The sequence below is a fragment of the Spiroplasma endosymbiont of Cantharis rufa genome (genome assembly GCF_964019665.1).
In the GTDB taxonomy this organism is placed as follows: Bacteria; Bacillota_I; Bacilli_A; order Mycoplasmatales; family Mycoplasmataceae; genus Spiroplasma_A.
This window is the reverse complement of sequence record NZ_OZ026459.1, coordinates 41715-58317: the sequence shown is the minus strand read 5'-3', so window position 1 is coordinate 58317 and position 16603 is coordinate 41715. Positions and strand designations below refer to the sequence as shown.

Genomic DNA, 16603 nt, shown 5'->3' with positions numbered 1-16603 from the left:
GGAGAACAATAATGGATAAGAAAAAAGTTGTGATTATAGATGGTTATCATCTTCTTCACAAAGGTTATTATGGAAGTTTAAAGAGAAAAAAAGTTGCTATAAATAGAGATGGAGTTTTAATAAATGCTGTATACGTCTTTGTAGCAAATGTTTTTCAATTAGTTCAATCAAATGAATATCATACTGTACTAGTTACATTTGATGTGGGAAAAGAATGTTGAAGAAAAGAAATATATCCAGAATATAAAGCAACAAGAAAAGAAACACCATCAGATTTAATTCCACAAATGCAATTAGTAAGAGATTTTTTAACAGCTGCAAATATACCATGATATGAAAAAGTTAAATATGAAGGTGACGATATAATGGGAACTATTTCTAGAATAGCTGTTAAACTTGGCTATCAAGTTGAAATAGTTTCAAATGATAAAGATACATATCAATTAATTTGTGATGATGTAAAAGTTGTTTCACAACAATCAAAAAAATGTAAACAGGAAATAATAACAAAAAAAGAAGTTTTTGAAAAATTTGGTTGTAAACCTTGTCAAATACCTGATATAAAATCACTATTAGGTGATCAATCAGATAACATAAAGGGTGTTAGAGGAATGCATTATAATACAGCAACAAAATTAGTTGCGAAATATGGATGTGTTGAAAATATTTATAAAAACTTAACTGACTTTCCTGAAGAGCAAAGAAAAAAACTTGAACTTTGCAAAGAAAAAGTTTTAATGAATAAGCAAATTGCAAAAATATTAAAAAATGTTGATATTGGGAGAATTAACTTTAAACCTTTAAGAATTAACTACATAAGATTTATGGGTTTTCTAAAAAGAGAGAAAATGTGAGCTTTTACTAAAATGATTGAAGATAAAGTTAAACAACAACTTAGTTATAGAGAAAAAATAAAAACAGAGATACAAGAACTTTCTTAAATCTCTGTTTTTATTTTTTGACCTTTTTCATCAACTTCATAAAGTCTTTGAGTTAATATTCTAATTTGATCTTTTGAAACTCTTATTATTCCTCTATGAAGATGAATATATTTTATAGTTCCATCAATTTCATATTTCATATCACCAATAAGAAGTGTTGAAACAATTGAGGTATGGTTAGCATAAATTGTTATTTGTCCATCTGAAGTTCTTACATTTGCATATTCTACTTCTAAATCATCTATATACACACCTTCAGGAGTAATGATTTTCAATTTAGTTAGTTGCATTATTTTTTAGTTTTGAATCTTTCAATAACTTCTTCAACCGAACCTGCATACATAAATAAAATCTCAGGAATATGATCTAAACTACCATTTAATATGGATTCAAATGAACTTACCGTATCTTTAACTGCAACATATTTACCACTTCTACCTGTAAACTTTTCACCAACAGTAAAGGGTTGAGACATAAAGTTTCTTATTTTTCTTGCTCTATTAACTACAATTTTATCTTCTTCTGAAAGTTCTTCCATCCCAAGAATTGCTATTATTGATTGTAGTTCCTTGTATTTTTGTAAAGTTTCTTGTACTTTTAAAGCTATCTGATAATGATTCTCTCCTACAATTTGTGGATCTAACATCCTAGAATTTGAATTTAATGGATCAATTGCTGGATAAATTCCCAATGATGCAATATTTCTATCCAAAACTACAGAAGCATCTAAGTGAGTAAATGTTGTAGCTGGTGCCGGATCAGTCAAGTCATCTGCTGGTACATAAACTGCTTGTACAGACGTAATCGAACCTTTTTGAGTTGACGTAATTCTTTCTTGAAGAGCTCCCATTTCAGTTGCTAATGTTGGTTGATATCCAACAGCTGAAGGCATTCTTCCTAAAAGAGCAGAAACCTCTGAACCTGCTTGAGTAAATCTAAAAATATTATCAATAAATAAAAGTACATCTTGATTTTTAATATCTCTAAAATATTCTGCAATTGTTAAACCAGTAAGTGCCACTCTCATTCTTGCTCCTGGTGGCTCATTCATTTGACCAAAAACCAAAGATGTTTTATCAATAACTCCTGCATCTATCATTTCAAAATATAAATCATTACCTTCTCTTGTTCTTTCACCAACTCCTGCAAATACAGAAATACCACCATGGGCTTTAGCTACATTATTAATTAACTCCTGAACAAGAACTGTTTTTCCAACTCCCGCTCCACCAAATAAACCAATTTTACCTCCTTTTGCAAAAGGCATCATTAAATCTATGACTTTAATTCCTGTTTCCAAAATCTCAGCAGAAGTAGCAAGTTCGTCATAATTTGGAGCTAATCTATGAATTGGCATTCTTTCTCCTTTAACTGGAGGTTTATCATCTATTGGGTCACCCAAAACATTGAACATTCTTCCTAGAACTTTATCTCCTACTGGAACACTAATTGGTCCCCCAGTATTTCTTCCAATGATGCCTCGAACTAAACCTTCAGTAGGACCCATAGCAATAGTTCTAACTAAGTCATCACCAATATGTTGAACAACTTCTAAAACAAGTTTTATTCCATTATTATCCAACTCAATTGTATTATAAAGTTTTGGCATGTCGTCTTGTTTGAATTTTACATCCACAACAGGACCCATTACTTGAACAACTTTACCTTGTGTAATTTTTTCTGTCATACTTATTACCTCTAATCTTCATTTTGAGCATTAGCTCCTCCAATAATTTCACTAATTTCTTGTGTAATATTTTCTTGTCTTTTTCTATTAAACACTACGCTTAAATTATCTGAAAGTTCTTTCCCATTTTTATTTGCAGCTTCCATAGCCATCCTTCTGCTTGCATGTTCTGAAACTTGTGATTCAATGACTGTACCAAATAAAATTGTATTTAAATACATTGAAACACTTGTTGTTAATACAGTTTCTGGATCTGGTTCTAAAATTAAATCTTGATGTAATTCATTCTCATCTTGTTTTTTTTCAATTGGAAACATATCCAAAACAGTTGGTTCAAAAGTAACATTGTTAATAAATTTTGTATAGACAATTTTTATTTGATCAAATTCTTTTTGAACAAAAGAGTTTAGTAAATTAACTGACATTTTTCTTGATTGTTCATTTGAAAAATCAACATCAATATCTAAAAATTCCTCTTTAATATTTATATTATTTGCTCTACAAAAGTTAACAACCTTTGTTCCAATTGCAATTACACTATCTGTTTTTTTATTTACTAATGGTTTTAATACTTTAAAAATACTTGAGTTATATCCACCACATAATCCTAAATTAGAACCAATAACAATTCATAAAGTACTGTTTAATACTTGGTTTTGCTTTTTTAAATATATTGAGTCCTCTGAGTGTGAAATAATATAATTAAAAACATCGTATACTTCATCTAAATAAGTTTGAATGTTTCCCATCCTTTTAGATATTTTTTTTAATTTTGCTGTTGCAACTAATTCCATTGCCCCAGTAATTTTACCAATATCTTTTATTGAACTTATTCCAGCTTTTAATTCACTTAAATTTGCCATACTAACCTAAACTTTCATACTCATCTTTTTTACCATAGTCATCAACTTTATAACCTTGTAACTTTGAAGTAATATTTTTTAAAACCAGTATCAATTGAGATTTTACAGAAACATATAAATTATCACTAAACTCTTTTTCTGCTTCTAGCATTTTTCTAAGAGCTTTAGCATTTTTATCATTTTCAAAATGGTAAAAAACTGACTCTTTAAAATTAATCATTTCACTTAGTGGTAATCATTTTATTAATCTTTCTTTAATAGATAATAATAAAATTGCTTGATCAATTTGGGCTGTTGGTTTATATTGCCTTTGCTTTAGAAGTTCAACAATTTTTTGACCATGATTTAATGTTTCTTTTGTAGTTTCATCTAGATCACTTCCAAATTTTGCAAATGCTTGTAACTCATAATATTGAGCCAATTCTAATTTTAAAGTACTAGCTACTTGTTTAACTGCTTTAATTTGAGCTGCAGAACCTACCCTTGATACAGACAATCCAGTATCAACAGCTGGTCTAATACCTGAGTTAAATAATTGCTCTGATAAAAAGATTTGCCCATCAGTAATTGAAATTACATTGGTTGGTATATATGCAGATATATCTCCAGCTTGAGTTTCAACAATTGGTAAAGCTGTAATACTTCCTCCACCAAAATTTTCATTTACTCTTGCTGCTCTTTCAAGTAATCTTGAGTGTAGATAAAAAACATCTCCTGGATATGCTTCACGACCTGGTGGACGTCTTAATAATAAAGATAAAGTTCGATAAGCAATTGCATGCTTTGATAAATCATCATAAATAATTAAAACATCATCGCCTTTAGACATTCATTCTTCTGCAATTGAAACTCCAGTATAAGGTGCTATATATTGAATTGGTGCTGATTCACTTGCTGATGCTGAAATTACTGTTGTATATTCCATTGACCCAGCTTGTTTTAATTTTTCAACAACTTGAGCAACTGTTGACTCTTTTTGACCAATTGCCACATAAATACACTTAACATTTTTTCCTTTTTGATTAATAATTGCATCAATAGCAATTGCTGTTTTACCAGTTTGTCTATCACCAATAATTAATTCCCTTTGCCCTTTTCCAATAGGTATTATTGAGTCAATTGACATAATTCCGGTTTCCATTGGTTGATTAACTGATTTTCTAGACATAACTCCCGAAGCAATTTTTTCTACTGGTGCAAACTTTGTATTCTTTAATGGTCCATTTCCATCAATTGGTGAACCCATTCCATTTAAAACTCTTCCCAGAAGAGTATCACCAACTGGAGTTTCAACAACTTTGCAAGTTCTAACAACTTTATCACCCTGACGAATTTTTGAATCATCACCCATAATAACTGCACCAACTGCACCCTCTTCCAAATTAAGAGCCATACCATAAATATCATTTGAGAAAATTAAAAGCTCACCCATCATAACATCTTCAAGTCCAAATAAAAGAGCAACACCATCACCAATACTTGCAACAGTACCTTCTTGTGATTGAATAATATTTTTGCCATATTCTTTAATTTGTTTTTTTATAACCTCTGATATTTCATTTATTTTAAGTGACATATCTTTACCTCTGCTCTCTATTTTCCAAAATAATATTTTTCATATCTTCGACTTTTCCCTTTAATGAAAAATCAAAAATATTATTAGCCACTTCAATTCTAATACCAGCAATTAAAGAGTTATCAATTTTATTTTCCAGTTTTATATTTTGATTTATTTTATTTTTAATTTTCTCTTCAATGGTAGAAATATATTTTTGATCAATTTTTAAAGTTGAGTAAATTATTCCTTTTTTAATATCTAAACTCTCTCATAATTTTTTTATCGCAGCATTTAAGATATATTCTATATATGAAAAAATTTCTCTTTCAACAATTAATTTTAAACAATTTAGAACTAATGGTTCTAAATCTTTTTTAAAAATATTTTCAATAAATTTTATTCTAGTTTTAACATTAATAAATTTATTTGATAAAAAGTATATTGCTTCTTGATTTAACTCAAAAATATTTTTTAATTCTTCTAAAGTTTTTGTAAATGATTTGGCTCTTTTTTCTTCAACAATTAATTCACAAATTGCTGTTGCTCAATTATTAATTAAAGATTGTTTAATCACTTAATTAATCCAAACTATTTATAAACTCTTTAATCATTTTTTCATTTTTATCTTTAGAAATATTTTCGTTTAAAATTTTTTCTGCTGCTACAAATGCTAGATCAATAACTTCTTGTCTCATTTGCTCATACATTTCATTTTTTTCAAGTTGAATTGTCTTTTGAGCATGGTTTTGAATATTTGCAGCTTCTGTTCTTGCATTTTCCATAATCTCTAACTTTAAATTATCAGCAGATAATTTTGCTGAATTCATTATCATTTTAGATTCTTCTTTTGCTGAATCCAAAATTTGAAAAGCCTCTTTATTATTTTTGTTTGCTTTTGCCTGTTTTGAAACAGCATCATCCAATAATTCACTAATTTTTTTTCTACGTTCTTTTATTGTTTCTCTAAAAGGTTTATAAACTAACTTAGTTAATAATATTAATATAATTATTGTTGATAGAACATGAGCAATAAAATTTGCTAAGTTAGGAAATAAATTTTCAATAATATTTGGTATTCCAGCATCTAAAAACATAAAATTCATCTCATCTTTCTTAAGCTACAAAAATTAATAAAATTGCAATTACAAGTGCGTATATAGCTCCTGATTCTGCAAAGCCAGCAGTAATAATTAATGTAGAGGTAATTTTTGGTGCTGTTTCTGGATTTCTGCCAATTGCGATACAAGCTCCATATCCCACTATTCCTTGTCCAATTGATGCTCCAACCATTCCCATTCCTGTAAGTCCTGCCCCAAGAAGTTTTAATCCATCTCCTACTTCATTTGCTTCAGCAAAAAACATTAATAACGTTGAGTATAAGGGCATAATTGAAATAAAGTTACCCCCTAGATTTGTAAGTATTTGTGCAAACATATTTTTTTCTCCTTTTATAAATTATCTTTCAATTTTTTCTTCTCCATCATTAAGACCTTCACCTAGTTTAGCACCAGATCAATAAGAAAGAGTTAACATTGAAAAAACAACTGCTTGAATGGTTCCATCAAATAAATCAAAGTATAAATGTAACCATGGTAATGAAACTACTGAAAAAATATTAAATCCTGCTCATCAGTAATTTAGCTTATTATCTCAATCCATTCCAGGACCATTTGGTCAAAATATATTACCTTGAAGTTGTATTAGACTTGCATAAAGTAATCCTAATAAAATACTACCTCCAAGCATATTTCCAAATAGTCTAAAAGAAAGAGATATTAAAGGGACAAACTGTCCTAAAATCTCTATTGGATTATAATATCTTTTGAAAAAAGCTAGCTTTTGATACCTTAATCCGTAATAATAAATTCCTATAAATGTTACAAATCCCATTGAGAATGTAACTGTATAAGAAGTTGTTAATGACTCTATTCCCAAAATTGATACTACAGAAGAAACAATTATATACATAAAAATATACATTATGTATGGAGTTAATTTTCTGTATTTTTTACCCATGATTGTAATAACCATATTTTCAACCTTAGTAATAAACATTTCTGTTAAAACTAAAAAACCAGTTAATTTTTTATCTTCTTTATAATTTCTAATTTTTACATTATAAACTATACAAAATGTACAAATAATAATGCAAGTTATTAGTATAGATAAAAGTTGAGGGGTAATTGAAAATAGAGCATCACCAAAACCTTTGTCATCTGCAAGGAACATATATACTCCTTTCTCTTTTAATAGTTACCATATAAAAATTCACTTACTTGGCTTTACTAAAATAAACTGAGGGAATTCAATTTACTATAAAAGCAATTACTAATCCATATATATTAAATATGTTCGGTAAGTAAAAACTTATAAGGAATGGAACAATATAAAACCCCATTCGCAATGTTGTAATAAACATATAACTATAAGGATTTAAATTATCGATCAAATTTTTTATTCCTAATTTCATAAAAAATAATGAAAAAAACAAAAAACAAGAACCTAAGAGATACCCCGTAACTAATGAAAAATTTACTAATTTTAAAACAAATAAAATTGTTAATAAGCATGTAATCATTGATATAAGAGATATTAATATAATTTTTTCTTTATTTTTAAACAAATTATAATCTCCTTGTTAAGTTCCATCTAATTAATAATACTCTTATTAATTTATAAAATCTAGGAAAATTATAGTCATAATAAAAAAATAGATACATTAAATATATCTATTTTGTTCCAAAAATTCTATCTCCAGCATCTCCAAGACCAGGTTCTATAAATCCACTTTCGTTTAAAATTGGGTCTAAACTAGCAGTATAAATATCTACATCTGGATGGTCTTTAATAATTCTATCCACACCCTTTTGCACAGCAACTAAACAAACAAACTTTATTTGAATTGCTCCTCAAGATTTAGCTATTTCAATTGCCTTTGAAGCACTACCTCCTGTTGCTAACATTGGGTCAACAACAATAACATAACTACTTTCAATATCTTTTGTTGTTTTTGCAAAGTATTGTACAGGCTCTAGAGTTTCTTCATCTCTATAAAGACCAATATGTGCAATTCTTGAAGTAGGTACTAATCTTTGTATTCCCTCTGTCATTCCCAATCCTGCTCTAATAATTGGTACTAAAACTACCGGAACATCTAACTTATATCCCTTTGTTGAAGTCACAGGTGTTTTGATATCAACTTCTTGTATAGGAACATCTCTAAAAATTTCATAAACCATTAGTTGTCCTATTTCATTTAAGTTTTCTCTAAAGTCTTTAGACGATGTATCCTCTTTTCTCATTCTAGTTAATTTATCTAGAATAAGAGGATGTTTAATAATTGTAAAAGCCATTTGATAACCCCCTTATTGATTATTTAATTTTTCTACTCTATTTTTATGTCTTTCTTCAAATTCTGTATTTAAAAAAAAATCTACAAGTCTAAGTGCTTTTTCATTTGCGATTATTCTTGCTCCAAGAGCTAAGATATTTGCATTATTATGTTGTCTTGCCAAGATTGTTGTTTGATCTTCATAACACAAAGCGGCACGTGCACCCTTTACTTTATTTGCAGCTATTGATATTCCAATACCTGTACCACAAATTATTATTCCATAACTATTATTTTCAACAACTTTTTGTGCAACTTCTATACCAAAATCAGGATAGTCTACTGAATGACTATTATCTGCTCCAATATTTATCACTTCATGACCTTTTGTTTTTAAAAATTTCACTATTTGATTTTTCATTTCAACACCTGCGTGATCATTTCCAATATATATTTTCATAATTAAAAGCTCCCTCAAAATGAATATACACTATTTTAAAAATAAAAAAACTTAAAATAAAAAAAGGTTTTCACCTTTTTAATATTCTGAATCGTAAGTTTCCTTACCCTTTTTAATTATATCTGCACTACCCGTTAACCCTGTTCCAGCTGGGATTAAATTTCCTAACATAATATTTTCTTTTAATCCTTCTAGTTTATCAATTTTTCCTTTGATTACAGCTTTTACAAGAACTCTTGCTGTATCTTGGAATGAAGCACTTGATAATCAAGAATCTGATTCAAGCGGAGCTTTTTTAATACCAAAGATAACATGTTTTGCAAGCGGTGGTTTTTTACCAGCAATAATTGCAAGTTTAACTTCATTTCTAAATGTTCTTGAAGAAATAACTTCTCCAGGAAGTAATTCAGTTTCTCCTGAGTCAATAATTTTAACTTTATTTAACATTTGTTTAACAATAATTTCAATGTACTTATCAGAAATTTCAATACCTTGTAGACGATATACTTTTTGAACTTCTTTTAAAATATAGTTTTGTACATCTTCGATTCTTGCAACCTCTAATAATTCTTTAATATTTATTGCACCTTCTGTTAATTTTTGACCACGAGTTACAAATTCACCTTCTGTTACTCTTAAGATAGCTCCATATTGTGATTTGTATTTTCTTTCGTCTTGTTCAGAAGCAACAACTATTGTTATAATTCCTTCTTCTTCTTTTGCTTCTTTAATAACACCATCAATTTGTGAAATTATAGCAATTGAACCTTTCGGATTTGTAACGTCAAGTAATTCCTTAATACGAGGTAACCCTTGAGTAATATCTGCTCCACCAGCAACCCCTCCAGTATGGAAAGTACGCATAGTTAACTGAGTACCTGGCTCACCAATAGATTGTGCTGCAATAACTCCAACAGGTTCACCAATTGTAACAATCTCTCCAGTTGCTAAGTTTATTCCATAACATTTTCTACATACACCACGGTTTGTATCACATGTTAAAACTGTTCTAATTTGAACTTCCTCAATTCCAGCATTAATAATATCATCTGCTAATTGTAATGTAATAAGTTCATTAGCTTCAACAATTGTTTTTCCTTTTGAACTAATAACATCATTGAAAGTAAATCTTCCAACTAATCTATCTTTTAAAGGAACAATTATATTATCATGTTTAGTTTCAATAATTGAATGAACATCAAATCCTTTTGTTGTTTTACAATCATCTTCAGTAACAATAATCTCTTGTGATATATCAACAAGTCTTCTTGTTAAATAACCTGAGTCAGCTGTTTTCAAGGCAACATCAGCCATACCTTTTCTTGCTCCGTGAGTAGAAATAAAATATTCTGAAACAGTTAAACCTTCACGGAATGAAGACTTAATTGGAATTTCTTTAATATCACCTTTTGGGTCATTCATAAGACCCCTCATACCTACTAACTGTGTAAAGTTCGAAACATTACCACGAGCTCCTGAATCGGCCATAACAAATACTGGATTTTTTGGATCTTTTTTTAGAACTTCTTCAAGTTTATTTTGAATTTTATCTTTTACTTGAGATCATACAGTAATTACTCTACGTTTTTTCTCAGTTTTTGTTAACATACCCATATTATAGAAATTAGTAATTTGAGTTACCTTTTCATCTGCAATTTTAAAATCTTCAAATTTTTGTGTATAAGCAACAACGTCAGCTGCACTAATTGTTGTTCCAGATTTTGATGAGAATTTAAATCCTAAATCCTTCATATTATCTAACATTTGAGCAGTTCTTTGTGCTCCAAATAATTTAAAGTATCTTTCAATAATTGAAGATAATTCTTTTTTCTTAATTGGTTGTTGAATTTGATAATCCTTTTGAATATAAGCTCTTATATCAGTATTTCCATCAATCAGAAACTTCTCAATTTCTTCTTCTGCATTGTTAATATTTGCATTAACAATTCAAGGGAATTCTTCAACAAACATTTGGTTAAAGAATATTTTACCAACAGTTGTAATTAAGAATTTATCTTTATGTTTATCTGATATTTTTTTATTTTTAAGTTCACTAATTGGAATAGCAACAATTGCATTTAATGAAACAGAATCAGTTTCATATGCAATTTTTACTTCATCATAATTTGTAAATAAAGTTCCTTCACCAAGTACACCTTTTTCCTCTGTTGTTATGTAATAGTTTCCTAAAATCATATCTTGAGTTGGAGTAACAATTGGTTTACCATCTTTTGGTCCAAGAATAGCTTTTGAACCTAACATAAGTGCTCTAGCTTCAGCAACGGCTTCATCACTAATTGGTAAATGGACAGCCATTTGATCACCATCGAAATCGGCATTAAATGCTGTTGTTACTAATGGATGAAGTCTAATAGCTTTACCTTTAACTAATTTCGGTTCAAATGCTTGAATACCTAAACGGTGAAGAGTAGGAGCACGGTTTAATAAAACCGGTCTATCTTTAATTACTTCTTCTAAAACATCTCATACTTTTGCATCATTTGTTAATATCATTTTTTCTGCAACTTTTACATTTTCAGCAAAATCTTTTTCTTGTAATCTTCTAATGATAAATGGTTTAAATAATGTAATTGCCATATCTCTTGGGATACCAGCTTGATACATTTTTAAATCAGGTCCAATTGCAATAACTGAACGCCCTGAATAGTCAACACGTTTTCCTAAAAGATTTTGACGGAATCTTCCTTGCTTACCTTTTAAAATTGATGTTAATGATTTTAAAGGACGCTTATCTTTACCAGTTACTGGTCTTGGTTTACGTTCATTATCTAATAAAGCATCAACTGCTTCTTGAAGCATACGCTTTTCATTATTAACAATAATACTTGGAGCTCCCATTGATTTAACTTTTTTTAGACGCTCATTTCTAATAATAATTCTTCTATATAAATCATTGATTTCAGAAGTAGTAAATCTACCACCATCCAATTGAATAATTGGTCTAATATCTGGTGGAATTACCGGAATAACATGTAAAATCATTCATTCCGGTCTTGATTTAGATTTTTTTAATGAGTCTAAAACTTCTAAACGTTTCATTAGTTTATTTTGTTCAGATGATCCTCTTTTTTCCTTTAAGTCATATCTGATTTTTTCAATTTCTTTTTCTAAATTAATATTTTTTAATAAGTCTTCAATGGCATTAGCACCAATTCCAAACTTAGCATTAATATATCTTGAAATAAAAGTTGCAGCTTCATCCATTGAAAATGGTAAACTTGGAGTTCTTAATTGATTAATTAAATTCTCAGCTCTTTTTCAAGAAAATGTTTCTGGTTCAATTCCTGCTTTTATATCTTCAAGTGTTTTTAATAATTTTTCTCTTGTTTTTAAACTTGCTTTTGCATTCCCTAAATCTAAAACCATTCCTTTTTTAAGGTGTTTTGAATTTCCAGGATCTAAAACAATATAACTTACAAAATAAACAACTTCTTCAACTTCTTTAGTTTTTAAATCCAAAATTGAAGCTATTCTTGAAGGAGCAACTTTTAACATTCAAATATGAGTTACTGGCTCTTCAAGCTCAATATGTCCCATTCTTTCACGTCTAACAATTGATTCAGTAATTTCTACTCCACAACGCTCACAAATTTTACCTTTGTTTTTTACTTTTTTGTATTTCCCACAGGCACATTCATAATTTCTAGTTGGTCCAAATATTCTTTCGTCAAATAAACCTTCTTTTTCTGTTTTTAATGTTTTATAGTTAATTGTTTCTGGTTTTGTAACTTCACCACGTGATCAAGATCTAATCACATCTGGAGAAGCTAATTCAATTTTAATCATTCTCTTATTTGAAATTGCCATCTTAAAACTTCTCCTCTTTTATTCTTCTATACTTTCATCTTCAAAAGTAATAACATCATTTTCGCTAGTTTCACTAAATCCTGCAAGATCAGCATCATTGAATGATGAATCTGCTAATAATTCTTCGTCTATTTCAAAATCGTCGTCATCGTCATATGCATTGATTTGCACTTTTTTGCCATCTTGGTCAATCATATGCATATCAAATCCTAATCCCATAATCTCTTTTGTAAGAACATTAAATGATTCAGGAATTCCTGGTTTAGGAATTGGTTTAGATCTAACAATTGATTCATATGTTTTAATACGACCTTTAATATCATCAGATTTAATAGTTAAGATTTCTCGTAGTGTATAAGCAGCGCCATAAGCTTCAAGTGCTCAAACTTCCATTTCTCCAAATCTTTGACCACCATTTTGAGCTTTTCCTCCTAATGGTTGTTGAGTAATTAATGAGTATGGACCAATATTTCTTGTATGTAATTTATCATCAACCATGTGAGATAGTTTTAACATGTACATTACACCAACAGAGATTGGTTTATCAAACGCTTCTCCCGTTTGACCATCAATTAATGTCACTTTTCCATAGTTATCCATTCCAGCTTCTTTCATAATATCTTGTAATTCTTGTTCTTTAACTCCTTCAAAAACAGGAGTATTAACTTTAATTCCAAGTTTTTTTGCAGCCATTCCTAAGTGAATTTCTAGTACTTGTCCAATATTCATACGTGAGGGAACCCCTTGTGGATTTAACATAATATCAACTGGTGTTCCATCTTCCATATGTGGCATATCTTCAACAGGTAAGATCTTTGAAATAACACCTTTGTTACCATGACGTCCAGCCATTTTATCTCCCTCTTGAATTTTACGTTTTTGAACAACATAAACTTTAATAATTTCTAATATATCAGCTGGTAGATCATGTCCATCAACTCTTGAAAAACGTTTAATTGATTTAATAATTCCTTCACCACCATTTGGTACTCTTAAAGAATTATCTTTAACATTTCTTGATTTTTCTCCAAAGATAGCATGCAATAATTTATCTTCTGGTGATAATTGAGTTTGTGATTTTGGAGTAACTTTACCTACTAAAATATCTCCAACTTTGACCTCTGCACCAATTGCAACAATACCATCTTCATCCAAATATTTTTTACTTGCTTCAGAAATATTTGGAATATCTCTAGTAATTTCTTCTGGTCCTTGTTTTGTTTGTCTTCTTTCAATTGTATATTCATCAATATGAATTGAAGTAAATCTATCTTCAATTACAATACGTTCAGAAACAATAACAGCATCTTCATAGTTATAACCATTTCAAGTTGTGAAAGCTACAACTACATTTTGCCCAAGAGCTAATTCACCATTTTCCATTGATGGTCCATCAGCTAAAATATCTCTTGCTTTAACTTTATCTCCAATTTTAACAATTGGTAAATGAGTTAAAGCTGTTCCATTATTTGAACGACTAAAATCATTTAAATCATATGTTTTAATTCCATCTTTTTGTTCAACCACAACTTTTTTAGAGTCCACATATTTAATAATCCCTGGAGCTATCGCAACAATAGCATCTCCTGAATCACGAGCAGCTTCATGTTCAACACCAGTTCCAACAATTGGAGATTCTGGATTAATCAATGGTACAGCTTGACGTTGCATGTTAGCACCCATAAGCGCACGGTTAGCATCATCATTTTCTAAGAATGGAATACATGAAGTAGCAATTGAAACAATTTGTTTTGGAGAAACGTCAACATAGTCAACATCCTTAGGACTAACCATAATGTCATCTCCTCTATAACGAGCAATTACTTGGTCATCTAAAATTGTTCCATCTTCACCAAGATTAATATTTGCCTGAGCAACAACATAATCTTTTTCTTTATCTGCAGTTAAATATTCGTATTCTCCTGACATAACTTTAGTATTTTTAACTTTTCTATATGGAGTCTCAATAAACCCATATTCGTTGATTTTTGCATAAGTTGATAAATTATTAATCAATCCAATATTTGGTCCCTCAGGGGTTTCAATTGGACATATTCTACCATAGTGAGAAGGGTGAACGTCACGCACTTCTAAAGCAGCTCTATCTCTACTTAGACCACCCGGTCCTAAAGCAGTTAATCTACGTTTATTTGTTAATTCTGCTAATGGGTTAGTTTGATCCATAAATTGTGATAATTGTGAAAGATTAAAAAATTCACCAATTATTGCAGTTAATGGTTTATTGTTAATAATACTTGATGGTTTCATTTTGAATGGATTTGAAGTAGCAAGTTTTTCTCTTACATTTTTTTCAATACGCATCATACCAATTCTAAATTGATTTTGTAATAATTCTCCAACTGTTCTAACTCTTCTGTTTCCTAAATGATCAATATCATCTATTTCACCAATACCATCCATTAGATTTATAGCATATGAAATTGTTGCAACTATATCTGGTAGATTAATAAATTCATCTCTTGATTTTTTTGTAATCCCAATAATTGTTGCTGTTTCATCTCTTAAGTCATTATCTTTAAATACTTTTACTTTTTGAATTTCATTTCCTGAAGTTATTTGCTCATTAAAATTAATTTTTTGAACCATTGCTCCAGCTTCTAAAACTCTATCTAAGTCATCTAAAATATCTTTTGTAATTTCTGTTCCTTTTTCAAAAGCAATTTTACCTTTTACATCTATAATGTCTTCAGCTAAAACACGTCCAATTAATCTATTTTTTACAGATAATTTTTGTTGTAATTTAAATCTTCCTGCTTTTGTTAAATCATATTTTCTTTTATCAAATAGTAAACCATATAAATATTTGCTTGCTCCATCGGCTGTTGCTGTTTCACCTTGACGTATTTTTTTATAAATTTCTTGAACTTGGTTTTCATAATCTATTTCAATATCACCAGTTAATGTGTCTAAGTCATAACTTGATGAAATTACTTCATTATTATCAAATAAGTCTAAAATTTGTTCTTTTTGCATTTTAAATGCAGTTAATAAACTTGTTGCAGTAGTTTTTCTAGATTTGTCAATTTTTACATAGAATACATTTAATACTTTATTATCCAAAGTTTTTTTTGAATCTAATTCAAATTCTAATCATGTTCCTCTTGAAGGAATAATATCTGCAAAGTAAATCATTTCCCCATTTTTACGGTTCATTTCTTCTTTAAAATAACTTCCTGGTGAACGAACTAATTGTGAAACAACTACTTTTTCACTACCATTAATAACAAATGTTCCTCTATCTGTCATTAGTGGGAATTCTCCAAAGAAAACTTCTCCTGTTTTGTAAACATCAATATTTGCTAAATAGAATTCTTCTTTGTCTTCTTTAATTTCAATTTGGATTGTATCTTTTTCGCCAACTTTACTTTTGAATTCAAAAAAGTAAAGTGCTCCTTTACTGTCTTTAAATTCAACTCCAGTTGATTCTAATTTTTCTTGTAATCATCCTTTTAGAAATGTTTCCATTGATCCTGAAATTTCTTCTTTAAAAACTTCAACATCTTCCATATGAATAGTTAAAGATAAATTTGAATAAATTGGTGCTTCAAATATTTTTGACTCTTCTTTTGCTTTTGTTATTGAAAGTCTTGGTTCTCTAAACTCTCAATCAGTCATTGATAATACTATATCTCCATCAGCTGAAACAACTGGAAAAACTTCTTCAAATACTTCATTTATTCCCTTATTTTTAAATCAATCAAATGTGTCTGTTTGTAACTCAATAAGATTTGGTAATTCCAAATCACCTGATACCTTAGCATAGTCACGCCTTTCCACTAGTGCATTAATTTTCTTGATTTTGTAATTCATTTAATAGTGTCCCCCGTTCAAATAAAACATACGCAAAAAAATTCTATCTTATTTTAAAGACTAAATCAATAGCAAATAGCAAAGAATAATTATTTCTTTGCATT

At 29.1% G+C, this 16603-nt stretch carries 14 protein-coding genes; 1 reads left to right on the top strand and 13 read right to left on the bottom strand.

Annotation, left to right across the window (positions count from 1 at the left end; all coding sequences use genetic code 4):
- The first annotated feature begins 11 nt into the window (after positions 1-11).
- Positions 12-941, top strand: a complete 930-nt coding sequence (locus tag AACL15_RS00290; RefSeq protein WP_339034243.1) for a 5'-3' exonuclease — start codon at positions 12-14, stop codon at positions 939-941.
- Here AACL15_RS00290 and AACL15_RS00285 read toward each other — a convergent pair.
- The 13 genes from AACL15_RS00285 to AACL15_RS00230 form a co-directional block, all read right to left on the bottom strand.
- On the bottom strand, positions 938-1231 hold the full coding sequence (locus AACL15_RS00285; RefSeq protein WP_339034241.1) for a F0F1 ATP synthase subunit epsilon: 294 nt from the start codon (positions 1229-1231) through the stop codon (positions 938-940). The genes AACL15_RS00290 and AACL15_RS00285 overlap by 4 nt on opposite strands.
- Entirely contained in the window at positions 1231-2628 is a 1398-nt protein-coding gene (gene atpD / locus AACL15_RS00280; RefSeq protein WP_339034239.1) for a F0F1 ATP synthase subunit beta, read from the bottom strand. The genes AACL15_RS00285 and atpD overlap by 1 nt, the downstream gene beginning before the upstream one ends.
- A gap of 11 nt (positions 2629-2639) precedes the next feature.
- On the bottom strand, positions 2640-3491 hold the full coding sequence (gene atpG / locus AACL15_RS00275) for an ATP synthase F1 subunit gamma (RefSeq protein ID WP_339034237.1): 852 nt from the start codon (positions 3489-3491) through the stop codon (positions 2640-2642).
- A 1-nt stretch (position 3492) separates the two neighbouring features.
- Positions 3493-5067, bottom strand: a complete 1575-nt coding sequence (atpA, locus tag AACL15_RS00270; protein ID WP_339034235.1) for a F0F1 ATP synthase subunit alpha — start codon at positions 5065-5067, stop codon at positions 3493-3495.
- A 4-nt stretch (positions 5068-5071) separates the two neighbouring features.
- Complete coding sequence (locus tag AACL15_RS00265; protein WP_339034233.1) at positions 5072-5623, bottom strand: F0F1 ATP synthase subunit delta; 552 nt, start codon at positions 5621-5623, stop codon at positions 5072-5074.
- A gap of 4 nt (positions 5624-5627) precedes the next feature.
- On the bottom strand, positions 5628-6152 hold the full coding sequence (gene atpF, locus AACL15_RS00260) for a F0F1 ATP synthase subunit B (protein ID WP_339034231.1): 525 nt from the start codon (positions 6150-6152) through the stop codon (positions 5628-5630).
- Between the two features lie 10 nt (positions 6153-6162).
- A complete protein-coding gene (locus tag AACL15_RS00255; RefSeq protein WP_422397915.1) occupies positions 6163-6411 on the bottom strand; it encodes a F0F1 ATP synthase subunit C in 249 nt (82 codons plus the stop codon).
- Between the two features lie 93 nt (positions 6412-6504).
- Entirely contained in the window at positions 6505-7278 is a 774-nt protein-coding gene (locus tag AACL15_RS00250; protein ID WP_339034229.1) for a F0F1 ATP synthase subunit A, read from the bottom strand.
- A gap of 43 nt (positions 7279-7321) precedes the next feature.
- Positions 7322-7672, bottom strand: a complete 351-nt coding sequence (locus tag AACL15_RS05470; protein WP_422398400.1) for an MG406 family protein — start codon at positions 7670-7672, stop codon at positions 7322-7324.
- Positions 7673-7778: 106 nt separating this feature from the next.
- On the bottom strand, positions 7779-8402 hold the full coding sequence (upp, locus tag AACL15_RS00245; RefSeq protein ID WP_339034228.1) for a uracil phosphoribosyltransferase: 624 nt from the start codon (positions 8400-8402) through the stop codon (positions 7779-7781).
- Positions 8403-8414: 12 nt separating this feature from the next.
- Positions 8415-8840 carry a ribose 5-phosphate isomerase B gene (gene rpiB, locus AACL15_RS00240; protein ID WP_339034227.1) on the bottom strand — a complete coding sequence of 142 codons (426 nt, stop codon included), beginning with the start codon at positions 8838-8840 and terminating at the stop codon, positions 8415-8417.
- A 78-nt stretch (positions 8841-8918) separates the two neighbouring features.
- Complete coding sequence (gene rpoC / locus AACL15_RS00235) at positions 8919-12668, bottom strand: DNA-directed RNA polymerase subunit beta' (protein ID WP_339034226.1); 3750 nt, start codon at positions 12666-12668, stop codon at positions 8919-8921.
- An 18-nt stretch (positions 12669-12686) separates the two neighbouring features.
- Complete coding sequence (locus AACL15_RS00230) at positions 12687-16499, bottom strand: DNA-directed RNA polymerase subunit beta (RefSeq protein WP_339034223.1); 3813 nt, start codon at positions 16497-16499, stop codon at positions 12687-12689.
- Between the last annotated feature and the right edge of the window lie 104 nt (positions 16500-16603).